Genomic DNA, 26,010 nt, shown 5'->3' with positions numbered 1-26,010 from the left:
GCAAGAATTAGCGCGCGTTAACCAGCTCGCGCTTCATGTCGATGATCTGTTGGAAATCCGCCACGGTTGCCGGGCCGATATGCTGCGTACCGCCCATCGCCTTCACGAAGCAGGCGTGGTCGTCGGTATCGAGCTTTTTCACCGCCGCAACCACTTTGGCTTTAAAATCGGCCGGCAGGCTGTTGCTGACCAGAATCGGGCCATTGGGGATCAGCGGCGATTTCCAGATAATGCGGATCTGCTTCATCAGGTCAGGATGATCCATGCGGATCAGACGGTTGAAGGCGCCGGAGGTATAGCCGGTATTGTAATCGCCCACCAGCGACGCCCAGGTCACCGCGCCGGCGAACTGGCCGTTCAGCACGCCGAGAATGTCCTGCTCATGGCCGCCCGAGAAGGTGACGCTTGAGAAGAAGTTGTTGTATTTGTTGTCGGAAGTACCGCCGAACTTTTGCTTGAACGCCTGGTTTGGGATCAGGAAGCCGGAGGTTGAATCCGGGTCGGCGAAGCCGAAGGCTTTCCCTTTCAGCTCGTCGAGCGATTTGTACGGGCTGTCCGCTTTTACGATAACCACCGAGTGGTAGCCGCGGGACTGATCCTTGTCGTCAACGGCGATACCGACGATATCCACCGCTTTCGGGTTATTGATGTAAACCGACGCGTAGGACGACGGCGACATGCTCAGCACCACGTCGACTTTCCCGCCCAGCAGACCCTGGATCACGCCAGAGTAGTCAGACGAGTTGCGAAGTTTAGTATCCACGTTCAGCTCCTTGTCGAGGAACTGCTTCACGCACTGGTTGTCGCCGATTTGCTGCGTTGCGTTTTGTCCACCCAGGATCCCCAGATTCAATTCCTTGGGTTGTTCAGCCGCACTCGCCTGCCATGCCATCAGAAGTCCTGCCATCATAGCGGAAAAACGTAATGCGCCTGTCATCTGCTTTTTCATTATCATTGCCCGTGTTGTCTGAATTAATGGAGTTGACTTATTTCATCGCCGTACAGTGTGTGCAGAACATCCGGCGTCAGCTGCGCCGGGCTTCCGTCAAACACAATTTGTCCCTGCGCGATGCCAATCACGCGGGGGCAATATTCTTTCACCAGCTCAATCGAGTGGAGGTTGACCATGACGCTTATCCCCTGCTCGCTCACCTCGCGCAGCACCCGCATAATGCGCTGGGTGTTTTTGGGGTCGAGAGAGGCGACCGGCTCGTCGGCCAGCAGGATTGAGGGGTTTTGGATCAGGGCGCGGCAAATCGCCACGCGCTGCATCTGCCCGCCGGAGAGATTCTCCGCCCGCTGCAGCGCATGCGGCAGCATGCTCATCCATTCCAGCAGCGAAATCGCCTTCGCCCGGTCCTCCGGCGAAAACACTTTGAACAGCGACTTCAGCGTGGAGGTCTGGCTGAGGCGTCCCAGCAGCACGTTGGTCAGCACGTCGAGGCGCGGCACCAGGCAGAAGTCCTGGAAAATCATCCCGCATTCGCTGCGCCACTGGTTCAACGCCCGCCCCTTCAGCCCGGAGACGTCGCGCGGCGTACCCACCTCCGGGTGGCTCAGCAGCTCGCCGGAGGTCACGGTATGCGTGCCGTTCAGCACGTGCAGCAGCGTGGATTTCCCGGCGCCGGAGCGGCCGATAATTCCCACCATTTCACCGGCGTGAAGATCGAAGCTAATGTCGTTTAGCACCGTCTGATGCGCGTTATAGGATTTGCACAAATTTTTCACGCTCAACACCTTGCGTTGCCGGACGGGATTTATTTGCGTCAGAGCCTGATAGTCGTTTGCTGTCAATAGTGCGCGAGCGTTATTCATTTGCTTTTCCTGTACATGCTTCAGCCGAGGGTTATTAACGGCGGTTTGCGTGAAGATTTAATGACAGAAAAGCGAAGGTCCGATGAAACCGGGCGATGCAAACGTTAATACTGCCTGATTTTTCCCCTGCGATTTCAGGCGCGGCGGACGATATTCGGCTAAGGTTTTCTGAGGGTTGCAGGCAGCCCGCCGTATTCGAATACAACAAGGAGAAAAACCGATGATGACCCGTACCTCGCGCCGTCCTCTCCCTGGGCGTCTCGCCGTTCCGCTGGCGCTGGGCGGCGCGCTGCTTTCGCTTGCCGCGGCGGTACACGCAGAGGACGCCAAACCGACGCCGCCGCAGTCGCCCGACGAGCTGCTCGGACCGCTGTTCAGCGACGTGCAGCGCGCGAAACTCTTTCCGGATCAGAAAACCTTTGCCGACGCGGTGCCCAAAAGCGACCCGCTGATGATCCTGGCCGACTACCGGATGCAGCGAAACCAGTACAGCTTCGACCTGCGCCATTTCGTCGACGTAAACTTCACCCTGCCGGAAGAAAAGAAGAAATATGTCCCACCGGCCGGCCGGAGCCTGCGCGAACACATCACCAGCCTGTGGCCCGTCCTGACGCGTACCGCGGACTCCGCCGCCAGATGGGATTCGCTGCTGCCGCTGCCCAAACCCTACGTAGTGCCCGGCGGCCGGTTTCGCGAGATATATTACTGGGACAGCTACTTCACCATGCTGGGGCTCGCCGCAAGCGGCCGCTGGGATAGCGTCGAGGATATGGTCGCCAACTTTGCCTGGGAAATAGACGCCTGGGGGCATATTCCCAACGGCAACCGCAGCTATTATCTGAGCCGTTCGCAGCCGCCATTTTTCGCCTTCATGGTCGAACTGCTCGCCAGCCGCGACGGCGACGCCGCGCTGAAAAAATACCTGCCGCAGATGGAAAAAGAGCACGCTTACTGGATGGAAGGACAGGATGCGCTGTCGCCGGGGAAAGCGGACAAACGGGTGGTCAAAATGGACGATGGCGCGGTGCTGAACCGTTACTGGGATAATGAAGACACCCCGCGCCCGGAGTCCTGGCTTGATGATGTCAATACGGCCAAAAGCGACCCAGGCCGTCCGGCGACCGGGATCTATCGCGATCTCCGCGCCGCGGCGGCCTCCGGCTGGGACTTCAGTTCCCGCTGGATGGACGATCCGCAAAAGCTCAGCACGCTGCGCACCACCAGCATTGTGCCGGTCGATTTGAACGCCCTGATGTACAAAATGGAAAAGACGATCGCTTCGGCCAGCAGGGCCAGCGGCGATGCGGACAACGCCGCGCGGTATGACCAGCTGGCGACGGCTCGCCAGAAGGCGATGGAAAAATACCTGTGGAACGACAAAGAGGGATGGTACGCCGATTACGACCTGAAAACCCGCAAGGTGCGGAGTCCGCTCACCGCCGCCGCGCTGTTCCCGCTGTTCGTCAACGCGGCCCCGAAGGACCGTGCGGATAAGGTGGCGGCGGCAACGCAGGCGCACCTGCTAAAACCGGGCGGGATCGCCACCACCACCGTAAGCAGCGGCCAGCAGTGGGATGCCCCTAACGGCTGGGCGCCCCTGCAGTGGGTCGCGGTTGAAGGGCTGCAAAACTACGGTGAAGACAAAGTGGCGATGGACATCAGCTGGAGTTTTCTCACCAACGTGCAGCATACCTACGATCGGGAGAAAAAACTGGTGGAAAAATATGACGTCAACACCACCGGAACCGGCGGTGGCGGCGGTGAGTATCCGCTGCAGGACGGCTTCGGCTGGACCAACGGCGTGACGCTGAAGATGCTGGATCTTATCTGCCCGAAAGAGAAGCCGTGCGACAACGTTCCGGCCTCCCGCCCGGCTCCGACAGCGACGCCTGCCCCGGCCCCTGCGGCGGAGAAAACGTCGTAATAAAAATGCCCGGCAACTCCACGTTGCCGGGCATTTTCAACATGAAAATACGATTAACTGCTCTTGCGTACCAGTCTGAAAACCAGGAGCACCACCAGCGCGCCCACCACGGCCACCAGGAAGCTGTGCAAATTAAAGCCGGTCACGCTTCCGCCGATGCCAAACATCGTCGCCAGCCAGCCGCCGACGACGGCGCCGACAATACCCAGTACGCAGGTCAGAATAAACCCGCCGCCGTCACGTCCGGGCATGATAAATTTCGCAATCACCCCGGCAATGAGGCCGAACACAATCCACGTAATGATACCCATAACCACCATCCTCCAAAAAATAATCACAAAAATAATGCTTAAATCTTGTCATCCGGATAGCTTAAGTATAGGTAAACATACTGAAAAAAGAGGCCGGGAAGATAAATTTTTATACCGCCTAAATTTTTCACCTGTTTGCCTTAAGTTCTGATTTACCGTGCCGATACTTTACCGAAGGTCCGTCAACTGGGAGCTACCTAGTGTGAGTCATTATAATGAGCAATTTCTTAAGCAAAATCCGCTGGCAGTGTTAAACGTTCTCCGCGATCTGCATCGCGACCGCGTTCCTCTGCGCGTATCATGGACGACAGGACAGTTTATTAGCCGTATTCTTGACGTTTCCGCTCAGGGCGTGATTATCGATTACGGCAGTCAGGAATATGAAAACCGCGCGGCGCTGCGCGCGGAAAATATTGAAATCTCTGCCGAAACGCAGGGCGCGAAAATTGAATTTACCCTACCCCGTCTGACTCACGGTCTGTATCTCGATCTCCCGGCATTTACCATGCCGCTGCCGCCTTCGCTGTGGTTCGTCCAGCGCCGCGAATATTTTCGCATCAGCGCGCCGCTGCACCCGATTTATTACTGCAAGGCGCGATTGCCGGATAACAAAGAGATCCGCTTTCGCCTGTTTGACCTGTCGCTGGGCGGAATGGGGGCATTAATGGACGAGCCGCCGCCGGCCATTTTACAAAACGGGCTGCGCCTGCCGCAGGTTGAGCTGGACATGGGCGAGTGGGGAAAATTTCATTTCGATACCCAGCTGATTTCCATCAGCGAGCGACAGGTGGTGGACAGCAAAAATGAAACCATCACCACGCCGCGCCTGAGCTTCCGCTTTCTTAACGTCAGCCCGGCCGTTGAGCGCACGCTCCAGCGCATTATCTTCTCGCTGGAGCGCGAGGCGCGCGATCGCGCCAATAAGGTGCGTTAATCGATAGCGTCCATGGCCTTTTGCACCTTCCAGATATAGCGAGGGGCCTGCGGCGCAGGGTGGTTTTTCACGATATGGTCGAAAAATTCGTCTTTATCGAGGTCATTGATTTTGTCGATGGCCTTTTTGCGATCGGATGAGAAGGTGCGCAGCAGCGCGCCTGCGCCGTTGACGTATGAGACCACCAGCGCATACTGCATGACTTCCGGGTCCTTGATCCCGGCCAGCACGCCATGCTCCAGAATGCTGAAATAGGCGGTCCCCATCGAGATGTTGCGCTCCGGGTTTTTCAGCTCGCTGGTCGAGGGCTCGCCGTTCCAGCCCATATAGCGGTACACCTCCCGCCCGGCGGTAGAGGCCTTCAGCTGCATCAGCCCCACCGCGTTGGATTTACTCACCACGTTCGGGTTGCCGCCCGACTCCACCGCAATGATCGCGGTGATGAATTTTGGATCCAGCCCCCAGGCCGCTCCCGCCTTCTGGCTTATCGGCATCCATTGCATGGCACGCTGGACGGGTACCGTCGGGTCGTACGGCGGATTACGGTAATCTTGTTTTGAGCTGCATCCGGCAAGCAAGACAAATAAAATCACAAACCATCTCAATTTCACGCATCTATCCTTTTACTGAAATGTGCCACGCGTAATGACAACGAGTTACTCTGGCGGCATGATACCCGTTTCAATCTTAGCAAGGAAATGCCATGTCTCTGTTTCATCTGATTGCGCCCTCCGGTTATTGCATCAATCAGCAGGCCGCCGCCTGCGGTATTCAGCGTCTGGAAGACGCCGGGCACCCGGTGGAAAATCAGCAGGTTGTCACCCGTCGCCAGCAGCGCTTCGCCGGGCAGGAAACAGAGCGGCTGAACGATATCAACGCCCTTGCGACCCTTGCCGGGAAAAATCGCATTGTGATGCCGGTGCGCGGCGGGTACGGCGCCAGCCGCCTGATGGCCGACATCAGCTGGCAGGCGCTGGTCGAGCGCCAGCGCCGCGATCCGCTGCTTATCTGCGGACACAGCGATTTTACCGCTATCCAGATGGGGCTGCTGGCGGCGGGCGGCGTCATCACCTTCAGCGGCCCGATGCTGGCCGGCAATTTCGGCGCGCCGACGCTGAACGAGTTTACCGTTGAGCACTTCTGGCGGGCGCTGCGAAGCCCCCGCTATACCGTCGAATGGTCTGGCGACGGCCCGCGCTGCCGTACGAGCGGTACGCTGTGGGGCGGAAACCTGGCGATGCTGGTCTCGCTTATCGGCACCCCGTGGCTGCCGCCGATTGAGAACGGTATTCTGGTGCTCGAAGACATTAACGAGCACCCGTTTCGCGTAGAGCGTATGCTGCTGCAGCTTCACTACGCCGGTATCCTGGAGCGCCAGAACGCCATCGTGCTCGGCAGCTTTAGCGGCGCGGAGCCTAACGATTACGACGCCGGGTATACCCTGCAATCCATGATCGACTACCTGCGTTCGCGGCTGGCGACGCCGATAATCAGCGGTCTGGATTTCGGCCACGAGCAGCGCACCGTGACGCTGCCTCTCGGCGCCCAGGCGACGCTTATCCACAACGAGAAAAGCGCGACCCTGACGGTGAGCGGCCATCCGGTGCTCAGCGAATAAAAAAAACGGCCTAAGCCCCGAGAAATCCACCGATTCAGGTACTGAATATGGTAACGTTATTTCCTCAATTCACGCTGTCAGGGGAGTACGTGAACGTTGGATGCCGGGGCAATAATCAGTCTGTTTATTTTGGGTTCGGTGCTGGTCACCTGCAGTATTTTATTAAGTTCATTCTCCTCGCGTCTTGGTATCCCGATTCTGGTTATCTTCCTCGCTATCGGCATGCTGGCCGGTATTGATGGCGTCGGCGGTATTCCTTTCGATAATTACCCGTTCGCATACATGATAAGCAACCTGGCGCTTGCGGTGATCCTGCTGGACGGCGGGATGCGCACCCAAGCGAGCTCGTTTCGCGTAGCGCTGGGCCCGGCGCTGTCGCTTGCCACCGTCGGCGTGCTGATCACCTCCGGCCTGACCGGGATGATGGCCGCCTGGCTGTTTCATCTGCCCCTGATTGACGGGATGCTGATTGGCGCCATTGTCGGCTCTACCGACGCCGCCGCCGTCTTCTCGCTGCTTGGCGGCAAAGGGCTTAACGAGCGCGTCGGCGCAACGCTTGAAATTGAATCCGGCAGCAACGATCCGATGGCGGTCTTCCTGACCATCACCCTGATTGAGATGATTCAGCAGCACCAGTTCGGCCTGACCTGGATGTTTGCGGTGCACATTATCCAGCAGTTCGGCTTAGGCATTCTGATTGGCCTCGGCGGCGGCTACCTGCTGCTGCAGATGATCAACCGTATTTCGCTTCCGACGGGCCTCTATCCGCTGCTGGCGCTGAGCGGCGGGATCATGATTTTCGCCACCACCACCTCGCTTAACGGCAGCGGGATTCTTGCGGTTTACCTCTGTGGTTTCCTGCTCGGCAACCGCCCTATCCGCAACCGTTTCGGCATTCTGCAAAACTTTGACGGCCTGGCGTGGCTGGCGCAGATCGGCATGTTCCTGGTGCTGGGCCTGCTGGTGAATCCGTCCGATCTGTGGTCGATCGCCGTCCCGGCGCTGCTGCTCTCGGCGTGGATGATCTTCGTCGCCCGTCCGCTGTCGGTGTTCGGCGGTCTGCTGCCGTTTCGCGGCTTCAACCTGCGCGAGCGCGTCTTTATCAGTTGGGTCGGCCTGCGCGGCGCGGTGCCGATTATTCTGGCGGTCTTCCCGATGATGGCCGGGCTGGAAAACGCCAAACTGTTCTTTAACGTCGCCTTCTTCGTGGTGCTGGTCTCGCTGCTGCTTCAGGGCACATCGCTCTCCTGGGCGGCGAAGAAGGCCAAAGTCGTGGTGCCGCCGGTAGGCTGGCCGGTATCGCGCGTCGGGCTGGATATCCATCCGGAAAACCCGTGGGAGCAGTTTGTGTATCAGCTGAGCGCGGACAAATGGTGCGTCGGCGCGGCGCTGCGCGACCTGCATATGCCGCAGGAGACCCGTATCGCCGCCCTGTTTCGCGATAACGTGCTGCTGCACCCGACGGGCAGCACCCGCCTGCGCGAAGGCGATATTCTGTGCGTGATCGGCCGCGAGCACGACCTGCCCGCGCTCGGCAAGCTGTTCAGCCAGTCGCCGCCGGTGTCGCTGGATCAGCGCTTTTTCGGCGACTTTATCCTTGAAGGTACGGCGAAGTTTGCCGACGTGGCGCTGATTTACGGCCTCGACGGCGGCGAAGAGTTTCGCGACAACCAGCAAACGCTGGGCGAGATAATCCAGCATCTGCTGGGGGCCGCGCCGGTGGTCGGCGACCAGGTTGAGTTTGCCGGGATGGTGTGGACGGTCGCGGAGAAAGAGGAGAGCACCGTACGCAAAGTCGGCGTACGCGTGGCGGAAGAGGAAACGGAATAAGCATCGCGCCCTCCCGCTATCCGGGAGAGCGCAGATAAAAACGTTACACTGTCACTACCGGGACGCGCGGCGCCAGCGCGCACATCAGCTCATAGCCGACGGTGCCGCAGCAGCTGGCGACATCGTCAATCTTGATCTCATTGCCCCACAGCTCTACCGGCGTGCCGATACCGGCCTGCGGACACGGCGTCAGGTCCACCGCCAGCATATCCATTGAGACCCGCCCGACGGTGCCGGTGCGCACGCCGTCCACCAGCACCGGCGTGTTGTCCGGCGCAATGCGCGGATAGCCGTCGGCATAGCCGCAGGCCACAATGCCGATGCGCTGCTCCTGCGTCGCCCGGTACAGGCGGCCATAGCCTACCGTGTCGCCCGGCTTGAGATTCTGAATGCCGATGATTTCGCTGCTGAGCGTCATCACCGGCTTCAGGCCGCTGTTGGCGATATCCTGCCACTGCCCCGACGGCGACGCGCCGTAAAGCACGATGCCCGGCCTGACCCAGTCAAAATGCGCCTCAGGGTGCCAGAGCGTCGCCGCCGAATTCGACAGCGAGCGCGGACAGCCCAGCCCTTCCGCCGCCTGCTCGATTTGCACCATCGCCTCGCGGATACCGTCCGGTTTTTCCGCATCGGCAAAATGGGACATCAGCGTCATATCGCCGACGTTTGGCAGTGCGCGCAGCTGCTGCCATGCGGTGTGCAGCCGCTGCGGCGTAAAGCCCAGCCGGTTCATCCCGCTGTTCACCTTGACGTACACATCCAGCGGCGCATGCAGGCGCGCATTCTGCAACGCCTTGATCTGCCAGTTGCTGTGTACGGTGGTGGTCAGCCGATATTTATCAAACAGCGCCAGATCTTCGGCCTGAAAGAACCCCTCGAGCATCAGGACCGGCCCCTTCCAGCCGCGCTCGCGCAGCAGAATGGCCTCTTCCAGGTTGAGCATGGCGAAGCCGTCGGTTTCCTTTAGCGCGCTCCAGATACGGTCGATACCGTGACCGTACGCGTTGGCCTTCACCACCGACCAGACGCGGGAACCCGGCGCCGCCCGTCTGACCACCGACAGGTTGTGCCGCAGGGCCTGCAAATCCAGGCTGGCAACCACAGGACGTGACATAACCGCTCCTTGTAGCGTGAAAGTTAATGATGAGCGCCATGCAGATGCTGCGCGCGCGACGGCGTGAACCCGGGGCTGTAGCGGGCAACGCTGAGATCGTCATAGGGAATAGCCGGCGTACGCCCGGACAGCAAATCGCTGAGCAGTTGCCCGGATCCGCAGGCCATCGTCCAGCCCAGCGTGCCGTGCCCGGTATTCAGCCACAGGTTCTTATACGGGGTACGGCCGACGATCGGCGTACCGTCCGGCGTCATCGGGCGCAGGCCGGTCCAGAACGTCGCCTGTTCGACATAGCCGCCGCGCGGGAACAGATCGCGAACCACCATCTCCAGCGTTTCGCGACGCGGCTTCAGCAGCTCGGTGTTAAAACCGACGATTTCCGCCATCCCGCCGACGCGAATACGGTTATCAAAACGGGTGATGGCAATCTTGTAGGTTTCATCAAGAATGGTTGATACCGGCGCGCCGTCGTCCTCCTTCACCGGGATGGTCAACGAGTAGCCCTTCAGCGGGTACACCGGGATATCAACCATGCCTTTCAGCATGGCGGTGGAGTACGAACCAAACGCCATCACATAGGCGTCGGCTTTCACCAGCTCATCGCCGCACTGTACGCCGTAAATCTGCTCGCCTTCGTACAGCAGGCGATCGACCGGAGTATTAAAGCGGAAGACGACGCCCGCCTCCTGGGCCATTCTCGCCAGACGTTGGGTGAAGAGCTGGCAGTCGCCGGTTTCATCGTTCGGCAGGCGCAGGCCGCCGGTCAGCTTGTGGGCGACCTCCGCCAGCGCCGGTTCAACCTCCGCCAGACGACGGGACTCCAGCAGCTGATACGGCACGCCAGCGTCTTCCAGCACGGCGATGTCGCGGGTGGCGTTTTCATACTGCTGCTCGGTGCGGAACAGCTGCAGCGTACCGCCCTGCCGTCCTTCGTACTGAATCCCGGTCTCTTCGCGCAGCGCTTTCAGGCAGTCGCGGCTGTACTCGGCAAGGCGCACCATCCGCCCCTTGTTTTCCATATAGTGGCGGGTGTCGCAGTTGCGTAACATCTGCCACATCCATTTGAGCTGAAACTGCGTGCCGTCGAGGCTGATCGCCAGCGGCGCATGGCGCTGGAACATCCACTTAATGGCCTTCAGCGGTACGCCAGGCGCCGCCCAGGGCGCGGCATAGCCGGGGGAAATTTGTCCGGCGTTCGCCGCGCTGGTTTCCAGCGCCGGGCCAGACTCTCTGTCGATGACCGTCACGTCGTGACCTGCCTGACGTAAATACCAGGCGCTGGTTACACCGACAACGCCACTTCCCAGTATGACAACACGCATAGCTGCTCCAGAATAAGTAAAAGAACAATCTCCTGATTACAAATTGATAACCCAGACGAAAATATTATTCAACATATGCTTTTTTTATGGTGACTTACCTCACATAAGCCTATGTCGCGCGGGATGTAGCGTATTTGGTATCTCCTGCTGCGCGTTAATTTTCGTCAGTATAAAATGTTGCAAAAATGAAAAAACATCGCCATTGCCGCAGGGAAATCGCGAAGAAAAAATATTTGCGCGTCACACGTTCCATCCGTGGTGTTCTATCCTTGATATGAGGCTCTCCAGACAGAGAGAACCGCCAACAATGAGGGCGCGCTAATGGCTACGATTGATTCCATGAACAAGGACGCCACACGTCTGAGCGACGGACCCGACTGGACCTTCGATCTGCTGGATACCTATCTGGCGGAGATCGACCGCGTGGCAAAGCTGTATCGGCTCGACACCTATCCCCACCAAATCGAAGTCATTACCTCCGAGCAGATGATGGATGCCTATTCCAGCGTCGGGATGCCTATCAACTACCCGCACTGGTCGTTTGGCAAAAAATTCATTGAGACGGAGCGGCTCTACAAGCACGGGCAGCAGGGGCTGGCCTATGAAATCGTGATCAATTCCAACCCGTGTATCGCCTACCTGATGGAGGAGAACACCATGACCATGCAGGCGCTGGTGATGGCGCATGCCTGCTACGGCCATAACTCCTTTTTCAAGAACAACTATCTGTTCCGCAGCTGGACCGACGCCAGCTCGATAATCGACTACCTGATTTTCGCCCGCAAATACATCACCGAATGCGAAGAGCGCTACGGCGTCGACGAGGTCGAGAAGCTGCTCGACTCCTGCCATGCGCTGATGAACTACGGCGTGGATCGCTATAAACGCCCGCAGAAAATTTCGCTGCAGGAGGAAAAGGCGCGGCAAAAAAGCCGGGAAGAGTATCTGCAAAGCCAGGTAAATATGCTGTGGCGTACGCTGCCCAAACGCGAAGAGGAGAAAACCATCGCCTCGGCGCGGCGTTACCCCTCCGAGCCGCAGGAGAATCTGCTCTATTTTATGGAGAAGAACGCGCCGCTGCTCGAGTCCTGGCAGCGTGAAATCCTGCGCATTGTGCGCAAGGTGAGCCAGTACTTTTATCCGCAGAAGCAGACCCAGGTGATGAACGAAGGCTGGGCGACGTTCTGGCACTACACTATCCTTAACCATCTGTACGATGAGGGGAAAGTGACCGAGCGCTTTATGCTGGAGTTCCTGCACAGCCACACTAACGTGGTCTTCCAGCCGCCCTATAACAGCCCGTGGTACAGCGGTATTAACCCCTATGCGCTGGGCTTCGCCATGTTCCAGGATATCAAGCGTATTTGCCAGTCGCCCACCGAAGAGGACCGCTACTGGTTCCCGGATATCGCCGGCTCCGACTGGCTGGACACCCTGCATTTCGCCATGCGCGACTTTAAGGACGAGAGCTTCATCAGCCAGTTCCTGTCGCCGAAGGTGATGCGCGATTTCCGCCTGTTTACGGTGCTGGACGACGATCGCAACAACTATCTGGAAATTTCGGCGATCCACAACGAAGAGGGCTACCGCGAGATCCGCAACCGGCTGTCGTCGCAGTATAACCTCAGCAACCTGGAGCCGAATATTCAGGTCTGGAACGTAGATTTGCGTGGCGATCGCTCGCTCACGCTGCGCTACGTTCCACACAACCGCGCGCCGCTCGACATGGGACGACGCGAGGTGCTTAAGCACGTGCATCGCCTGTGGGGGTTTGATGTGCTGCTGGAGCAACAAAACGCGGACGGCAGCATTGAGCTACTGGAACGCTGCCCGCCGCGGCAAAATCTGCTGTAACCCTAAAAAAACGGGCCGCTCAGCGCGGCCCGTTTCATCTTTATTCTTTGTCCTGCGCTCAGCGACCGTGAATCGCTAAGTCGCCCGGCAGCGTTTTCTGCATCTTGTGCCAGATAAGACCGCTCTCGTGCCCGTAACGGCGAACCGTTTCGTACACCTGCTCATGCAGCCCTTCTTCACACACTTTCGCCAGCTGATGATAAAAGCCGAGGGCAAGGCTGCGGGCTTCCGGGCTGGAGAAATAGTGACGGCCGATGCGGGTATACAGCCCTTTCATGCCGTTGATAATAAGCCCGTAGATCGGGTTGCCGGAGGCAAACGCCAGGCCGCGGAACACGTTGTAGTCGAGGTCGGCGAAGGCATCGGCGTGATCTTCAATCTGACGCGTTTTCGCCAGCACTTCCAGCGCCTTATCCGGGTGCTGGCGGAACGCCGTGCGGATAAAGATGGTGGCGATGTTGGTACGCACAGAGAGCAGATTGTCAATCAGCTCCGGGACGCTGTCATGGTCAAGACGCACCAGCGTTTCGAGAATATTCAGGCCGGAGGTTTCCCAGAAGTTATTCACTTTTGTCGGCTTGCCATGCTGAATGGTGAGCCATCCATCACGGGCAAGACGCTGCAACACTTCGCGTAAGGTGGTTCGCGTGACGCCAATCAGTTCGGAGAGTTCACGCTCAGCAGGCAGAATAGATCCAGGGGGAAAGCGGTTATTCCAAATACTTTCAATGATGTACTCTTCCGCGAAACCCGCCGGGCTTTGCGCCTTAATGACCATAGTAAGATTTCCATTACACAGCGTTGCAAATTATAAACTCATCATACCAGAGCTGCCCGGGGGCAGATAGCACGCAGCGTTAATTAAAAAGGGATCGCCGTTTCATTTTACCAAATTTGTTATTCCGCACGCGCGGGTTGATCCTGACGGGTTGAGGACTGATACTTACACGCTCATCTATCAGGAACGTTTGTTTTACCGCCGACGGGATCGGAACACTGTCATGGAAATGTCTAACTCTCGCGCGCTATGGCGCAATTTTCTCGGCCAGTCACCGGACTGGTACAAGCTGGCCCTACTGCTCTTCTTAATCATCAATCCGATCGTTTTCGCCTTCAGCCCCTTTACTGCAGGCTGGCTACTGGTGATTGAGTTCATTTTTACGCTGGCGATGGCGCTCAAGTGCTACCCGCTTCTTCCCGGCGGCCTGCTGGCTATCGAGGCAGTGCTGATTGGCATGACCCGCGCCGACCACGTGCGTGAAGAGATTGCCAATAATCTGGAAGTCCTGCTGCTGCTGATGTTCATGGTGGCCGGGATTTACTTTATGAAGCAGCTCCTGCTGTTCATCTTTACCCGTCTGCTGCTGACGATTCGCAGCAAGATGCTGCTGTCGGTGGCGTTCTGCCTTGCCGCCGCCTTCCTGTCCGCTTTCCTCGATGCCCTGACGGTGGTGGCGGTGATTATCAGCGTCGCCGTCGGTTTTTACGGTATTTACCACCGCGTGGCCTCGGCGCGCTCCGACGATAGCGATCTGCAGGACGACAGCCATATTGATAAGCACTACCGCGAAGTGCTGGAGAAATTCCGCGCCTTTCTGCGCAGCCTGATGATGCATGCCGGGGTGGGCACCGCGCTCGGCGGCGTGATGACCATGGTCGGCGAACCGCAAAATCTGATCATCGCCAAAACGGCGGGATGGCACTTCGGCGAGTTTTTCCTGCGCATGATGCCCGTCACCCTGCCGGTCTTTGTCTGCGGCCTGCTGACCTGCCTGCTGGTCGAGAAATTCAGGCTGTTCGGCTACGGTGAGCCGCTGCCGGAGAGCGTACGCGCGGTGCTGCACGATTTTGATACCCGCGGCCGTCAGCAGCGCAGCCGTCAGGACGTAATGCGCCTCGTGGTACAGGGCATTATCGGCGTCTGGCTTATCGCCGCGCTGGCCTTCCATCTTGCCGAGGTAGGACTCATCGGCCTGTCGGTCATTATTCTCGCAACGTCGCTTACCGGCGTGACCGATGAGCACGCCATCGGTAAAGCGTTTACCGAAGCGCTGCCCTTTACGGCGCTGCTGACCGTGTTCTTCGCCGTCGTTGCGGTGATTATCGACCAGCAGCTGTTTGCGCCCATCATTAACTTTGTGCTGCAGGCCTCGCCGCATGCGCAGCTGTCGCTGTTCTATCTGTTCAACGGCCTGCTGTCGTCGATTTCCGATAACGTCTTTGTAGGGACGGTGTACATCAACGAGGCAAAGGCGGCGCTGGAGCATGGCGCAATCTCTTTGCCGCAGTTTGAGATGCTGGCGGTGGCGATTAACACCGGAACCAACCTGCCGTCGGTGGCGACGCCGAACGGCCAGGCGGCGTTTCTGTTCCTGCTCACCTCGGCGCTGGCGCCGCTTATCCGCCTGTCGTACGGACGTATGGTCTGGATGGCGCTGCCCTATACGCTGGTGCTGACGCTGGTCGGGCTGCTGTGCGTCGAGTTTACGCTGATCCCCGCCACCGACTGGCTGTCGGCCCATGGCCTTATCATCAGCGCCCCGCTTCCGACCCGTTAAACGTTGCAAAATTGGCACCCGGTGGTTATCACCGGGTGAAAATTATATGCAGCTATAATATTTTCACTCCGGGTAGTGGCGCTGCTATGGTTTTCGTTTACACTGCCTTGTCTTTGCATGTTCCAGGGAAATGATTATGTTGCGATTTTTAAACCAGTGCTCCCGAGGTCGCGGAGCGTGGTTACTGATGGCGTTAACCGCTTTTGCGCTGGAGATGGTGGCACTCTGGTTCCAGCATGTCATGCTGCTGAAACCCTGTGTGTTATGCATCTACGAGCGCTGCGCGCTGTTTGGCGTGATGGGCGCCGGGCTGGTTGGCGCGATTGCGCCGAAATCACCGCTGCGCTACGCGGCGATTCTGATCTGGATTTACAGCGCCTGGCGCGGGCTGCAGCTGGCGTGGGAGCACACCATGATCCAGCTCCACCCTTCCCCGTTTATGACCTGTGACTTCGCCGCGCGTTTCCCGACCTGGCTGCCGCTCGATAAATGGCTGCCGCAGGTGTTTGTGGCCAGCGGCGACTGCGCGGTGCGTCAGTGGGAATTCCTCACGCTGGAAATGCCGCAGTGGCTGGTAGGTATTTTTGCCGCCTATCTGCTTATCGCGGTGCTGGTATTGCTGGCCCAGCCGTTCAAGCCGAAAAAACGCGATCTCTTCGGGCGATAAATAAACGCCAAAATAATAAAGGCTCCTGCGGGAGCCTTTATTATTTCATGTATCAACCAGTTAACGCGATGATTAACGCGCCCAGTCCGGTTTATTTAAAATATGATCCTGCCAGTCTCTGACTTCGGATTCTTTTACCGCAATATGACGCACCGAAATGCGTTCGCCGTGCATTGCCGCTTTTGACCCGGTAAGCAGCGGGTGCCAGGCCGGCAGCGGTTTCCCCTCCGCCAGCAGGCGGTAGGCGCAGGTATGCGGCAGCCACTCGAAGGTGGGCAGGTTGTCGCGGGTAAGCTTGATGCAGTCCGGCTCGTATTCGAAGCGGCGCTCGTAGTTGCGGCACTGGCAGGTCTTAATGTTGAGCTGGCGGCAGGCGACGTTGGTGAAATAGATTTCATCGGTGTCGTCATCCATCAGCTTGTGCAGGCAGCACTGTCCGCAGCCGTCGCACAGAGACTCCCACTCGGCATCTGTCATTTGCTCCAGCGTTTTACGCTGCCAGAAAGGTGTGTCGCTCATCAGGATATCCGCCATTAAAAACCAGGGTGCACCTTATAACCAGTCTGGCCTGCGGATGCAAGTTTTGCCGCCTTTATCAGGCGGCAATTCGCCGTTACAGCACGCGGGTCGTCAGCGAGTGGCCGTTGAAGCTCACCTCCAGCTCGTCGCCGCTGTGCAGCGGGCCGACGCCCTCCGGTGTGCCGGTCAGGATAACGTCGCCGCTCTTCAGGGTGAAGAAACGGCTCATATAGGCGATGAGGGGCACGATTTTATGGATCATATCCGCCGTCGAGCCCTGCTGGCGCACATCGCCGTTAATTTTTAGCGACAACGGGGTGTTCTGCGGGTCGCCCTGAAACTCGGCGGCGGGAATAAAGCCGGAAATCGGGCACGAGTAGTCAAAGCCTTTGGCTTTTTCCCACGGCTGACCGGCCTTTTTCATTTTGCCCTGGACGTCGCGCAGCGTGAGATCGAGCGCCACGCCGTAGCCAGCAATCGCTTTGCGCACATGCTCTTCGGCCGCCTGGCGCAGCGTGCCGCCGATCAGTATCGCCAGCTCCACCTCATGATGTACCGAGCCTAGCCCCTGCGGCAGCACCAGCGGCTGGCGAATGTCGCACAGCGCCGTTTCAGGTTTGATAAACAGCACCGGCTCATCCGGCACGGCGCTTCCCATCTCCTGAATGTGTTTAGCGTAGTTGCTGCCCACACAAACCACTTTGCTGACCGGGTAATCCAGCAGCGCTCCCTGCCAGTTATGATGCTGATACATAGTACACCCCTAATCGAACGTTATTTTTTTCCGTTCTCCGCCAGATATTGCTTCAGCAGGTTTTCCGGCGGAGGCGGAAGCTGCAGATAGTAGCCCTGATCGGCCAGCGCCTGTTTTACTTTGTCGAGGTCGGCATTGACCAGCTTTTTGCGGCCATCAAGCGGCAGGATCATCACCAGCTTCGGCTGGCCGAATCCCTGCATTAACTCCTCCGGTACGCGCGAAAAATCGTCTTTTTTTTCGACATACAGGTAGGTCTGGTCGCGTTTGGTACTCCGGTAGATCACACAAAACATACTTTTACTCTGAATTAGTCCGTGGTTACTTGCCTCTGTATATTAGTGACTATAACATGCCTGATAGTCTTCGGAATATCACCGCACGTCGGCGGGCGATAGAGAATAAATTGAGTAAGGCCAGGATGTCATATACGCCAATCGAACTTAAAGGCAGTAGCTTTACCTTATCAGTGGTTCATTTGCATGAGGCAAAACCCGAGGTTATTCGTCAGGCGTTAGAAGACAAAATCGCCCAGGCACCGGCGTTTTTACGCCATGCGCCTGTGGTGGTGAATATCAGCAGTCTTGTCGATGCCGTGAACTGGCAGCCTTTACAGCAGGCTATTACCGCAACGGGCCTGCGCATTATGGGCGTCAGTGGCTGTAAAAATCCGGAATTAAAGGCGGAAATAGACCGTGCGGGTATTCCCTTATTAACTGAAGGGAAAGAAAAAATCGCGCGTTCGGCTCCGAAAGAACCGCCTGCGCCCGCCCCAATTGCTACCCCGGTCACAAAAACGCGATTGATTGATATGCCGGTTCGTTCCGGTCAGCGGATTTATGCACCACACTGTGATCTGATTGTGACAAGTCACGTCAGCGCCGGCGCGGAACTTATCGCCGACGGCAATATTCACGTTTATGGCATGATGCGTGGACGCGCGCTGGCTGGCGCCAGCGGCGACAGAGACGCACAAATATTTTGTACTCACCTTGCAGCGGAACTGGTGTCCATCGCAGGGGAGTACTGGCTGAGCGATAAAATCCCGGCCGAATTTTATGGCAAAGCGGCCCGTCTGCGTCTGGACGCCACCGCTCTGACAATTGAACCGTTAAACTAATCCCTTTTTAACAAGGAATTTCTATGGCACGCATTATTGTAGTTACTTCGGGTAAAGGGGGCGTTGGCAAGACCACCTCCAGCGCGGCCATCGCTACTGGTTTGGCCCAGAAGGGAAAGAAAACTGTCGTTATCGATTTTGATATTGGCCTGCGTAACCTTGACCTGATCATGGGTTGTGAGCGCCGTGTCGTGTATGACTTCGTTAACGTCATCCAGGGTGATGCCTCGCTTAATCAGGCGCTGATTAAAGACAAGCGTACTGAAAATCTCTATATTCTCCCGGCGTCACAGACCCGCGATAAAGATGCGCTGACCCGTGAAGGCGTGGAGAAAGTGCTTGATGAACTCAAGAAAATGGATTTTGACTTCATCGTCTGCGATTCGCCGGCCGGTATCGAAACCGGCGCGCTGATGGCGCTCTATTTCGCTGACGAAGCCATTATCACCACCAACCCGGAAGTCTCTTCCGTGCGCGACTCAGACCGTATTCTCGGCATCCTGGCATCGAAATCACGCCGCGCCGAGAACGGCGACGATGCGATTAGAGAACATCTGCTGCTGACCCGTTACAACCCGAGCCGGGTGAACAACGGCGATATGCTGAGCATGGAAGATGTGCTGGAAATTCTGCGCATTAAACTGGTTGGCGTGATCCCGGAAGATCAATCTGTTCTGCGCGCCTCTAACCAGGGTGAACCCGTTATTCTGGATACGATATCTGACGCAGGTAAAGCCTACGCGGATACCGTTGAACGTCTGCTGGGAGAAGAACGCCCTTTCCGCTTCATCGAAGAAGAGAAGAAAGGTTTCCTCAAACGCCTGTTCGGAGGATAAGTTATGGCATTACTCGACTTTTTTCTCTCACGAAAAAAGAACACCGCCAATATCGCTAAAGAGCGCCTGCAAATTATCGTTGCCGAGCGTCGCCGCAGCGATGCGGAGCCGCACTATTTGCCGCAGCTCAGGAAGGATATTCTGGAGGTGATTTGTAAATACGTGCAGATCGACCCGGAAATGGTTACCGTGCAGTTGGAGCAAAAAGACGGCGACATCTCCATTCTGGAGCTCAACGTGACGCTTCCGGAAGCGGAAGAGTCACGAACGTAAAAGCATCCAGTCTGTTATCAGCCGGGCGGACGTTGCGCCGCCCGGGTTTCTGACTAGCCCTGGCGCGGGTACGCGTCCAGCAGCGTATTAAGCTTCCCGGCCATCATATCTCCCCGCCATCCCGCCAGCATTTCCGGTACGCCGTTTGACGCCTTAAGACCCCAGTGCGCGTTCAGCAGCTGGTTAATCTGACGACGCGAGGCCAGCAGCTCGGCGCTGACGCCCTTCTCTTTGCTGACGTCCTGCACCAGCGCTTTAATCTCTTTAAAGGCCTTGCGGTATCCCGGCATATCCATCAGGTTCAGCAGCGGCTCCGGCAGCGCGTCTTCCGGCAGCGCCTGCGCGGTACTGACCAGCCCCAGCAGCGTCTTACCGTGGAAGCGAATCTCGCTGCCGGAAAGCCCGAGGCTGTCAAGCTCGCCCATGCTGCCAGGCATATAGCGCGCGACGCTCCACAGATGCTCCTCACGCACCACGAAGTTGACCGCCAGATCGCGCTCGCGCGCTTTGCGCAGACGCCAGTCGGCCAGCAGCCGCAGACAGGCAAGCTGACGCGTGCGCAGCTGCCAGGCGTTGGAGATGTCGCGCCAGGCCTCGGACGGCGATACCACCTCGCGACGGCGCTGCTGCATCAGACGACACTCATCCAGCGCGGCGGGAAGCCAGCCGCTGGCCTCGGTTTCCGCCATCAGCTTATGGGCGATCGGCAGCAGGTACCAGACGTCGGCGGCGGCGTAATCGCACTGCCGCTCGGTAAGGGGGCGCGCCAGCCAGTCGGTGCGCGATTCGCTTTTATCCAGCGCAATCCCGGTGTACTCCTCCACCATGGCGGCAAATCCCCATGACATTGGGCGACCGCAGAACGCGGCCAGGATTTGCGTATCAATCAGCGGTTCAGGCAGTACGCCAAAGGTATTAAGGAACACCTCCAGGTCTTCACTGCCCGCGTGCAGGTATTTGGTCACCGCGCCGTCCAGCAGCAGGTCGCGAAACGGCGTCCAGTCGGTAATGCTCAGCGGGTCGATCAGCACAACGCTGTCGCCGTCATACATCTGAATCAGGCCAAGCTGCGGGTAATAGGTGCGGGTGCGAACAAATTCGGTATCCAGCGCAATTGCAGGGGCGCCGCGCGCGGCGTCACAGGCGGCTTTTAACGCATCGTCCTGAGTTATCATTTGGTAGTTCAATCTGCTTTCTCTATAGTTTGCGCCCATAAAAAACGCCGGCTTAGCCGGCGTCTTCGGGCGACTTACACGTAGCTCAGGCTTTATTTTCCACTTTAGCACGCGCTTCGTCACGAAGTTCTCGTCGCAAAATTTTGCCGACGTTGGATTTCGGCAGCTCGCTGCGGAACTCAACCAGCTTCGGCACCTTATAGCCCGTCAGCTGGCGGCGGCAGAAGGTAATCAGCGCCTCTTCGGTGAGGGCCGGATCCTTTTTCACCACAAAAATTTTGACCGCTTCGCCGCTGCTGCCGGAAGGTACGCCGATGGCGGCCACTTCCTGTACGCCAGCGTGCTGCATCACCACGTCTTCAATTTCATTCGGATAAACGTTGAAGCCGGAGACCAGAATCATATCTTTTTTGCGATCGACAATGCGCAGGAAGCCCTCATCGTCCACTACCGCGATATCGCCGGTGTGCAGCCAGCCGTCTTTGATTATCTCGTTCGTGGCGTCCGGACGCTGCCAGTAGCCCAGCATCACCTGCGGCCCGCGCACGCACAGCTCGCCGGGTTCGCCCGGCGCGACCTCATTGTCGTCATCGTCCACCAGCTTCGCATCGGTTGACGGCACCGGCAGACCAATGCTGCCGCTGTGATAATCGATATCGTGCGGGTTGACGCTCACCAGCGGCGAGCACTCCGTCAGGCCGTAACCCTCCAGCAGATAGCGCCCGGTCAGCTTCACCCAGCGTTCGGCCACCACATTCTGTACCGGCATACCGCCGCCGGCGGACAGGCGCAGAGTGGAAAAATCCAGCTGCTGGAACTCTTTGTTGTTCAACAGCGCGTTGAACAGCGTGTTAACCCCGGTTATCGCGGTAAACGGATACTTCGCCATCTCCTTCACCAGCCCTGGAATATCGCGCGGGTTGGTAATCAGCAGGTTTTGCCCGCCGAGCTCGATGAACAGCAGGCAGTTCATGGTCAGGGCGAAAATATGGTAAAGCGGCAGCGCGGTGACCACCAGCTCTTTCCCCGGGTTGAACAGCGGGCCATAGGTGGCGTTCACCTGCTCAAGGTTGGCAAGCATGTTGCGGTGCGTCAGCATCGCCCCCTTCGCCACGCCGGTGGTGCCGCCGGTATACTGCAGGAAGGCCAGGTCTTCGGCGACCACCTCCGGCTTGATGTACTGCATTCGGTAGCCCTGATGCAGCGCGCGACGAAACGAGATGGCGTCCGGCAGATGGTACTTCGGCACCAGCCGCTTGATGTATTTGACGACAAAATTCACCAGCGTGCCTTTGGCGGTGGAGAGCTGATCGCCCATCCGCGTCAGGATCACGTGTTTTACCTGCGTTTTGTCGACGACCTTTTCCAGCGTATGGGCAAAGTTGGAGACGATAACAATCGCCGCCGCGCCGCTGTCGTTAAGCTGATGCTCCAGCTCGCGGGGCGTGTACAGCGGGTTGACGTTCACCACGATCATCCCGGCGCGCAGAATACCGAACAGCGCCACCGGGTACTGCAGCAGGTTGGGCATCATTAGCGCCACCCGGTCACCCTTTTTCAGGCCGAGCCCCTGCTGAAGATAAGCGGAAAACGCGCGGCTGCGCTCTTCCAGCTTACGGAAGGTCATCACTTCGCCCATATTGATAAACGCGGGCCGATCGGCGTAGCGAGTTACCGAGTGTTCGAACAGTTCTACCAGGGATTGATAACGGTCAGGATTGATCTCCGCCGGAACATCGGCGGGATAACGCTTAAGCCAAACCTTCTTCAATGCATCACCTCTAAAATGAGAATTCGTCGTCATCACAACCCCTGTTAATAAACAAGCCGTTAACATTATATTAACTCAGCGTACCAGTTTATTAATTAATCGGATTTCAGGTTGCGAAGCGCGTCACTATTTATTTTTCTTATGACGTTACTAATAAAGAAACAGCGGACGGGCCGCTGTTTCTTTTAAGTCTAAAAACAACAACTTATTCGGTTACAATGGTGTGTACCGTGGCAGGGCCAGGGCTATACCACCCCCAGCCGCCGTAGCCGTAACGGCGCGGGTATGGCCCCGGTCCCCAGTACCACGGGTCGATAGGCTGCGGCGGCATAACCACCTGCTGCGTCACATTCCAGCGCTTGTAACCCGTCGCCTGCATCAGCATAAAGGTATATGGCGATTCGCCAATTTTACCTTTTACCGTTCCGGTGATGGGACCGACGACGGTCACCAGCTGATTGCGGAAATCGACCGGGTCAAGGAACCCGGCAACGTCAGCATAAATGCGTCCACGGGAGGGAGTGCCCAGCTCCGGACGGGCGCCGTCGTCTAACGGTACGGTGGCAATTTCCAGCCGCGTTTTGCCGTTTTCATTCAGCACGTTCACGACCTTGCCGCCAAAGCGGGCTTCCTGGCCGACGTACAGCTGCGGCGCCGCCATCACGCGCGCCAGATCCTGCTGCGGCGTTGGGCTCGTTCCCTTAATCGCATCCGGTACGGATACACAACCGCTTAACGCTGCGGCAATAACGCCAGCCAGCAGCCAGCGTCCCCACTGTTTATTACCCGCCATGATGCAGCTCCTAAAATGCTTAGTCCTCATCCACTAAGATTCATTCACGGCCCGGAAGTTTCTTCCATGCAACTTCATTGCGCAAATAAACTGGCTCGGCGTGCTCAACGGCGACGGTTTTCCCTTCCGCCAGCAGGTGAACCGCGATGGGCAGCATATCTTCCGCCGCCGGCAGCAGAACTTCGCCGTCAACCAGCGTTGCCGCCGCGCTCTGCGCCATTTCCGGCCAGGCTTTCCAGCCGGTGCCGACCATCGCCCATTCGCCCGTCAGCTGCGTTAAGCGCTCCGCGACCGCCTCCGGCTTGAGCACCGCCTCGCTGGCTTCGCCCAGCCAGACGCCCTGCTCATCGCGCACGTACTCCGCCCAGTAGACTTCGCCCATACGCGCGTCAATCGCCGCCAGCACGCGGGTGGCGCCCGTTTTCCGCCAGGCGCCCTGCGCCATGGTCATCAGCGTCGACACGCCGATCATCGGCAGACCGGCGCCCAGCGCCAGCCCCTGCGCGATACCGATACCGATACGCACGCCGGTAAAACTGCCGGGGCCGCGGCCAAAGGCCAGCGCGTTAAGTTCCGTCAGCATCACGCCGCTCTCGTTCAGGATGTCCTGAACCAGGGGCAGAATGCGCTGGGTGTGTTCTCGGGGGCAAAGCTCGAAGTGAGCAGACGTGCTACCGTCGTTCCACAGGGCCGCAGAGCAGGCCTCGGTCGCGGTATCAATAGCCAGGATTCGCATAGGATGTTGCGCTCTCGCAATAGCTTATCAACAAAATGGCGCGCATCTTACCACAGTTCATCACAAATTACCGCGCCGATGGCACCGCCAGGAAGCGCACCGCCCGGCGGATGTCGCGCGTGCGCGGCGTCGGCGGCAGGCTGGCGAGGAACACCGCGCCGTATGGACGCATCACCAGCCGGTTGTCGCAAATGACCAGCACGCCGCGATCGTCAACGTCGCGGATAAGCCGCCCGACGCCCTGCTTGAGGGTGATCACCGCATCCGGCAGCTGGACCTCGTCGAAAGGATCGCCGCCGCGCAGACGGCAGTCTTCCATCCGCGCTTTAAGCAGCGGATCGTCCGGCGAGGTAAACGGCAGCTTGTCGATAATCACCAGCGACAGCGCGTCGCCGCGCACGTCCACCCCTTCCCAGAAGCTGCTGGTCGCCACCAGCAGCGCATTGCCCGCGCTGACGAACTGCTGCAGCAGCTGTCCTTTGCTGGTTTCCCCCTGCATCAGGACCGGCAGCGTCAGCGTGGCGCGAAACTGTTCGGCAAGATCGCGCATCATGGCGTGCGAGGTGCAGAGCATAAAGCAGCGGCCGTTATTGGCCTCAATCATCGGGCGCAGCATGGCCGCCAGCTGGCGCGCCGCCCCCGGCTGGTTTGGCGAAGGGAGGTTACGCGGTACGCACAGCAGCGCCTGCCGGGCATAATCGAACGGGCTTGGCAGCAGCAGAGACTGCGCCTCGTCGATGCCAAGCCGCATCGTAAAGTGGTGAAGATCGTCGTTTACCGAGAGCGTTGCGGAGGTAAAAATCCAGCTCCCCGGTTTTTGCGCCATCACCTCTTTGAACTTATCGGCGACCGTCAGCGGCGTCAGCGCCAGCGTGAAGTGGCGCGAGGTGCATTCATACCAGTAGCTGTAGCCCGGCTGGTTAGTCTCTTTCAGGCGCTTCAGACGGCTGCGGTACAGCGTGGCGCGCTCAAAGGCGGCGTCCAGCAGCGCGGAGCGGCCGAGCGAGAGTTTGGCGACGTCATAGCACAGCTCAAGCGCGTCATCGAGCAGCAGCAGCGCCCGGCTGATGCCGCTGTCGGCCAGCAGCTCGCGCAGGTTGCCGCGATACCCCGGCTCGCCCAGCTGCAGACGAAAATCCTGGGTGGCCTGCGCCAGCCGATCGGCGCATTTTTGCAGCTGCTGGGTATCTTTTAATTCGGTGCGGTAGGAAATGGTGATGTCTTTAGCCAGATCGAGCAGCTGGCGGCTTGAGAGCGACTGGCCGAAATACTGGCTGGCGATATCCGGAAGCTGGTGCGCTTCATCGAAAATCATCACTTCCGCCTCGGGGATAAGCTCCGCGAACCCGCTCTCTTTGACCACCATATCGGCCAGAAACAGGTGATGGTTGACCACCACCACGTCGGCGTCCATCGCTTTTTTACGCGCTTTTACCACAAAGCAGTCTTTATACAGCGGGCAGTCGCTGCCGAGGCAGTTATCGTTGGTGCTGGTCACCAGCGGCCAGGCCTGAGAGTCTTCCGCTACGCTTGCGCAGGTGCTGATATCGCCGTCGACGGTTTGCGTCGCCCAGCTGCGCAGCAAAATGACATCGCTCAGGGTTTGTACCGGCAGGTCGCCGCCCGCCAGCGCCTGCTGCTCAAGACGCTCAAGGCACAGGTAGTTGGAGCGCCCTTTCAGCAGCGCCGTTTTGCCGCGAAAATCCAGCGCCCGGGCAACGGTCGGCAGGTCGCGGCTGTAGAGTTGGTCCTGCAACGCCTTCGATCCGGTCGAGATTATCACCTTCTTTGCGGCGCGCAGCGCGGGCGCCAGGTAGGCATAGGTTTTCCCGGTGCCGGTCCCTGCCTCAACCACCAGCGGCCGGGCGTCGTCGATGGCCTCCGTCACCGCCAGCGCCATCTGGCGCTGCGGCTCGCGCGGCTTGAATCCCGGTATCGCTTTCGCGAGCTGGCCGTCTGTTGCAAAATCGTCTGTCACGCTGCCCCCTGTATTTTTACACAGGTGATTATGTCAGGGAGACCCGGCAAACGCCAGCCAAACGGGTGACAGCGCCCGGACAATATGGCAGTCTTGCGACGGATTGAT

At 58.4% G+C, this 26,010-nt stretch carries 24 protein-coding genes and 2 pseudogenes; 10 read left to right on the top strand and 16 right to left on the bottom strand.

Features of this window, described 5'->3' with window-relative positions; genetic code table 11:
* Positions 1 to 7: 7 nt before the first annotated feature.
* Both phnD and phnC read right to left on the bottom strand, forming a co-directional pair.
* On the bottom strand, positions 8 to 949 hold the full coding sequence (gene phnD, locus ENTCL_RS10020; RefSeq protein WP_013366003.1) for a phosphonate ABC transporter substrate-binding protein: 942 nt from the start codon (positions 947 to 949) through the stop codon (positions 8 to 10).
* A gap of 23 nt (positions 950 to 972) precedes the next feature.
* Positions 973 to 1,815 (bottom strand): phosphonate ABC transporter ATP-binding protein, encoded by an 843-nt coding sequence (gene phnC, locus ENTCL_RS10015; RefSeq protein WP_013366002.1) that lies wholly within the window; start codon positions 1,813 to 1,815, stop codon positions 973 to 975.
* Positions 1,816 to 2,035: 220 nt separating this feature from the next.
* Here phnC and treA point away from each other — a divergent pair, with 220 nt between their 5' ends.
* Complete coding sequence (gene treA, locus ENTCL_RS10010; protein ID WP_013366001.1) at positions 2,036 to 3,739, top strand: alpha,alpha-trehalase TreA; 1,704 nt, start codon at positions 2,036 to 2,038, stop codon at positions 3,737 to 3,739.
* Positions 3,740 to 3,792: 53 nt separating this feature from the next.
* On the opposite strand, the gene ENTCL_RS10005 is transcribed toward treA, so the two are convergent.
* On the bottom strand, positions 3,793 to 4,050 hold the full coding sequence (locus ENTCL_RS10005) for a GlsB/YeaQ/YmgE family stress response membrane protein (RefSeq protein WP_013366000.1): 258 nt from the start codon (positions 4,048 to 4,050) through the stop codon (positions 3,793 to 3,795).
* Between the two features lie 202 nt (positions 4,051 to 4,252).
* Here ENTCL_RS10005 and ycgR point away from each other — a divergent pair, with 202 nt between their 5' ends.
* Positions 4,253 to 4,984 carry a flagellar brake protein YcgR gene (gene ycgR / locus ENTCL_RS10000; protein ID WP_013365999.1) on the top strand — a complete coding sequence of 244 codons (732 nt, stop codon included), beginning with the start codon at positions 4,253 to 4,255 and terminating at the stop codon, positions 4,982 to 4,984.
* On the opposite strand, the gene emtA is transcribed toward ycgR, so the two are convergent.
* Positions 4,981 to 5,595 carry a membrane-bound lytic murein transglycosylase EmtA gene (gene emtA / locus ENTCL_RS09995; RefSeq protein WP_013365998.1) on the bottom strand — a complete coding sequence of 205 codons (615 nt, stop codon included), beginning with the start codon at positions 5,593 to 5,595 and terminating at the stop codon, positions 4,981 to 4,983. The genes ycgR and emtA overlap by 4 nt on opposite strands.
* Before the next feature lie 92 nt (positions 5,596 to 5,687).
* On the opposite strand from emtA, the gene ldcA reads away from it, so the two are divergent.
* A complete protein-coding gene (gene ldcA, locus ENTCL_RS09990; RefSeq protein WP_013365997.1) occupies positions 5,688 to 6,602 on the top strand; it encodes a muramoyltetrapeptide carboxypeptidase in 915 nt (304 codons plus the stop codon).
* A gap of 96 nt (positions 6,603 to 6,698) precedes the next feature.
* Positions 6,699 to 8,414: pseudogene (locus ENTCL_RS09985) on the top strand (potassium/proton antiporter); the annotation flags it as partial.
* On the opposite strand, the pseudogene ENTCL_RS24150 reads toward ENTCL_RS09985, so the two are convergent.
* The 3 genes and pseudogenes from ENTCL_RS24150 to ENTCL_RS09975 all read right to left on the bottom strand — a co-directional run.
* Positions 8,373 to 8,468: pseudogene (locus ENTCL_RS24150) on the bottom strand (hypothetical protein); the annotation flags it as partial. The pseudogenes ENTCL_RS09985 and ENTCL_RS24150 sit on opposite strands and share 42 nt — an antisense overlap.
* A gap of 7 nt (positions 8,469 to 8,475) precedes the next feature.
* Positions 8,476 to 9,546 carry a catabolic alanine racemase DadX gene (dadX, locus tag ENTCL_RS09980; protein ID WP_013365995.1) on the bottom strand — a complete coding sequence of 357 codons (1,071 nt, stop codon included), beginning with the start codon at positions 9,544 to 9,546 and terminating at the stop codon, positions 8,476 to 8,478.
* A 23-nt stretch (positions 9,547 to 9,569) separates the two neighbouring features.
* Positions 9,570 to 10,868: a D-amino acid dehydrogenase gene (locus ENTCL_RS09975; RefSeq protein ID WP_013365994.1), complete on the bottom strand. Its 1,299-nt coding sequence runs from the start codon at positions 10,866 to 10,868 to the stop codon at positions 9,570 to 9,572.
* 321 nt (positions 10,869 to 11,189) lie between these two features.
* Here ENTCL_RS09975 and ENTCL_RS09970 point away from each other — a divergent pair, with 321 nt between their 5' ends.
* Positions 11,190 to 12,722: a SpoVR family protein gene (locus ENTCL_RS09970; RefSeq protein ID WP_013365993.1), complete on the top strand. Its 1,533-nt coding sequence runs from the start codon at positions 11,190 to 11,192 to the stop codon at positions 12,720 to 12,722.
* Positions 12,723 to 12,780: 58 nt separating this feature from the next.
* Here the strand turns inward: ENTCL_RS09970 and fadR are convergent, their stop codons facing one another.
* The gene (gene fadR / locus ENTCL_RS09965) at positions 12,781 to 13,500 is read right to left on the bottom strand and encodes a fatty acid metabolism transcriptional regulator FadR (RefSeq protein WP_013365992.1); all 720 of its coding nucleotides are present in this window, start codon (positions 13,498 to 13,500) and stop codon (positions 12,781 to 12,783) included.
* 223 nt (positions 13,501 to 13,723) lie between these two features.
* Here fadR and nhaB point away from each other — a divergent pair, with 223 nt between their 5' ends.
* Together nhaB and dsbB are read left to right on the top strand one after the other, a co-directional pair.
* Complete coding sequence (nhaB, locus tag ENTCL_RS09960; protein ID WP_013365991.1) at positions 13,724 to 15,280, top strand: Na(+)/H(+) antiporter NhaB; 1,557 nt, start codon at positions 13,724 to 13,726, stop codon at positions 15,278 to 15,280.
* Between the two features lie 136 nt (positions 15,281 to 15,416).
* A complete protein-coding gene (gene dsbB / locus ENTCL_RS09955; RefSeq protein WP_013365990.1) occupies positions 15,417 to 15,947 on the top strand; it encodes a disulfide bond formation protein DsbB in 531 nt (176 codons plus the stop codon).
* A gap of 72 nt (positions 15,948 to 16,019) precedes the next feature.
* Here the strand turns inward: dsbB and ENTCL_RS09950 are convergent, their stop codons facing one another.
* The 3 genes from ENTCL_RS09950 to ENTCL_RS09940 all read right to left on the bottom strand — a co-directional run bounded on the left by ENTCL_RS09950 (position 16,020) and on the right by ENTCL_RS09940 (position 17,516).
* Entirely contained in the window at positions 16,020 to 16,466 is a 447-nt protein-coding gene (locus ENTCL_RS09950) for a YcgN family cysteine cluster protein (protein ID WP_013365989.1), read from the bottom strand.
* Positions 16,467 to 16,560: 94 nt separating this feature from the next.
* Positions 16,561 to 17,220, bottom strand: coding sequence for a fumarylacetoacetate hydrolase family protein (locus ENTCL_RS09945; protein ID WP_013365988.1), 660 nt, complete (start codon positions 17,218 to 17,220; stop codon positions 16,561 to 16,563).
* A 20-nt stretch (positions 17,221 to 17,240) separates the two neighbouring features.
* Entirely contained in the window at positions 17,241 to 17,516 is a 276-nt protein-coding gene (locus tag ENTCL_RS09940; RefSeq protein WP_013365987.1) for a YcgL domain-containing protein, read from the bottom strand.
* 125 nt (positions 17,517 to 17,641) lie between these two features.
* Here ENTCL_RS09940 and minC point away from each other — a divergent pair, with 125 nt between their 5' ends.
* Genes minC through minE form a run of 3 tightly spaced genes read left to right on the top strand, consistent with a single transcriptional unit; the run spans position 17,642 to position 19,449 of the window.
* Positions 17,642 to 18,340 carry a septum site-determining protein MinC gene (gene minC / locus ENTCL_RS09935; RefSeq protein ID WP_013365986.1) on the top strand — a complete coding sequence of 233 codons (699 nt, stop codon included), beginning with the start codon at positions 17,642 to 17,644 and terminating at the stop codon, positions 18,338 to 18,340.
* A 23-nt stretch (positions 18,341 to 18,363) separates the two neighbouring features.
* Positions 18,364 to 19,176: a septum site-determining protein MinD gene (minD, locus tag ENTCL_RS09930; RefSeq protein WP_013365985.1), complete on the top strand. Its 813-nt coding sequence runs from the start codon at positions 18,364 to 18,366 to the stop codon at positions 19,174 to 19,176.
* A gap of 3 nt (positions 19,177 to 19,179) precedes the next feature.
* The gene (gene minE / locus ENTCL_RS09925) at positions 19,180 to 19,449 is read left to right on the top strand and encodes a cell division topological specificity factor MinE (protein ID WP_013365984.1); all 270 of its coding nucleotides are present in this window, start codon (positions 19,180 to 19,182) and stop codon (positions 19,447 to 19,449) included.
* A gap of 53 nt (positions 19,450 to 19,502) precedes the next feature.
* Here minE and rnd read toward each other — a convergent pair whose 3' ends face one another.
* The 5 genes from rnd to ENTCL_RS09900 all read right to left on the bottom strand — a co-directional run bounded on the left by rnd (position 19,503) and on the right by ENTCL_RS09900 (position 25,902).
* A complete protein-coding gene (gene rnd, locus ENTCL_RS09920; RefSeq protein ID WP_157865538.1) occupies positions 19,503 to 20,636 on the bottom strand; it encodes a ribonuclease D in 1,134 nt (377 codons plus the stop codon).
* A 73-nt stretch (positions 20,637 to 20,709) separates the two neighbouring features.
* Positions 20,710 to 22,395, bottom strand: coding sequence for a long-chain-fatty-acid--CoA ligase FadD (gene fadD, locus ENTCL_RS09915; protein ID WP_044611940.1), 1,686 nt, complete (start codon positions 22,393 to 22,395; stop codon positions 20,710 to 20,712).
* Between the two features lie 205 nt (positions 22,396 to 22,600).
* Positions 22,601 to 23,188: a Slp/YeaY family lipoprotein gene (locus ENTCL_RS09910; protein WP_013365981.1), complete on the bottom strand. Its 588-nt coding sequence runs from the start codon at positions 23,186 to 23,188 to the stop codon at positions 22,601 to 22,603.
* Between the two features lie 40 nt (positions 23,189 to 23,228).
* Entirely contained in the window at positions 23,229 to 23,924 is a 696-nt protein-coding gene (tsaB, locus tag ENTCL_RS09905) for a tRNA (adenosine(37)-N6)-threonylcarbamoyltransferase complex dimerization subunit type 1 TsaB (protein WP_013365980.1), read from the bottom strand.
* A gap of 67 nt (positions 23,925 to 23,991) precedes the next feature.
* Positions 23,992 to 25,902 carry a DNA repair helicase YoaA gene (locus ENTCL_RS09900; protein WP_013365979.1) on the bottom strand — a complete coding sequence of 637 codons (1,911 nt, stop codon included), beginning with the start codon at positions 25,900 to 25,902 and terminating at the stop codon, positions 23,992 to 23,994.
* Positions 25,903 to 26,010 lie beyond the last annotated feature (108 nt).

Source organism: [Enterobacter] lignolyticus SCF1, from assembly GCF_000164865.1.
Taxonomy (GTDB): Bacteria; Pseudomonadota; Gammaproteobacteria; order Enterobacterales; family Enterobacteriaceae; genus Enterobacter_B; species Enterobacter_B lignolyticus.
Note: the sequence above shows the minus strand (reverse complement) of the source record. Positions and strands in the feature narration are given on the sequence as shown.

Excerpts from the sequence above, each read along its gene's own strand:
- treA (WP_013366001.1), top strand. The coding sequence starts at position 2,036 with ATGATGACCCGTACCTCGCGCCGTCCTCTCCCTGGGCGTCTCGCCGTT.
- ENTCL_RS09970 (WP_013365993.1), top strand. The coding sequence starts at position 11,190 with ATGGCTACGATTGATTCCATGAACAAGGACGCCACACGTCTGAGCGAC.
- tsaB (WP_013365980.1), bottom strand. The coding sequence starts at position 23,924 with ATGCGAATCCTGGCTATTGATACCGCGACCGAGGCCTGCTCTGCGGCC.
- nhaB (WP_013365991.1), top strand. The coding sequence starts at position 13,724 with ATGGAAATGTCTAACTCTCGCGCGCTATGGCGCAATTTTCTCGGCCAG.
- ENTCL_RS09975 (WP_013365994.1), bottom strand. The coding sequence starts at position 10,868 with ATGCGTGTTGTCATACTGGGAAGTGGCGTTGTCGGTGTAACCAGCGCC.
- fadR (WP_013365992.1), bottom strand. The coding sequence starts at position 13,500 with ATGGTCATTAAGGCGCAAAGCCCGGCGGGTTTCGCGGAAGAGTACATC.
- dadX (WP_013365995.1), bottom strand. The coding sequence starts at position 9,546 with ATGTCACGTCCTGTGGTTGCCAGCCTGGATTTGCAGGCCCTGCGGCAC.
- ENTCL_RS09910 (WP_013365981.1), bottom strand. The coding sequence starts at position 23,188 with ATGGCGGGTAATAAACAGTGGGGACGCTGGCTGCTGGCTGGCGTTATT.
- ldcA (WP_013365997.1), top strand. The coding sequence starts at position 5,688 with ATGTCTCTGTTTCATCTGATTGCGCCCTCCGGTTATTGCATCAATCAG.
- minE (WP_013365984.1), top strand. The coding sequence starts at position 19,180 with ATGGCATTACTCGACTTTTTTCTCTCACGAAAAAAGAACACCGCCAAT.
- phnD (WP_013366003.1), bottom strand. The coding sequence starts at position 949 with ATGAAAAAGCAGATGACAGGCGCATTACGTTTTTCCGCTATGATGGCA.
- phnC (WP_013366002.1), bottom strand. The coding sequence starts at position 1,815 with ATGAATAACGCTCGCGCACTATTGACAGCAAACGACTATCAGGCTCTG.
- minC (WP_013365986.1), top strand. The coding sequence starts at position 17,642 with ATGTCATATACGCCAATCGAACTTAAAGGCAGTAGCTTTACCTTATCA.
- minD (WP_013365985.1), top strand. The coding sequence starts at position 18,364 with ATGGCACGCATTATTGTAGTTACTTCGGGTAAAGGGGGCGTTGGCAAG.
- ENTCL_RS09950 (WP_013365989.1), bottom strand. The coding sequence starts at position 16,466 with ATGAGCGACACACCTTTCTGGCAGCGTAAAACGCTGGAGCAAATGACA.
- ENTCL_RS10005 (WP_013366000.1), bottom strand. The coding sequence starts at position 4,050 with ATGGGTATCATTACGTGGATTGTGTTCGGCCTCATTGCCGGGGTGATT.
- ENTCL_RS09940 (WP_013365987.1), bottom strand. The coding sequence starts at position 17,516 with ATGTTTTGTGTGATCTACCGGAGTACCAAACGCGACCAGACCTACCTG.
- ENTCL_RS09945 (WP_013365988.1), bottom strand. The coding sequence starts at position 17,220 with ATGTATCAGCATCATAACTGGCAGGGAGCGCTGCTGGATTACCCGGTC.
- dsbB (WP_013365990.1), top strand. The coding sequence starts at position 15,417 with ATGTTGCGATTTTTAAACCAGTGCTCCCGAGGTCGCGGAGCGTGGTTA.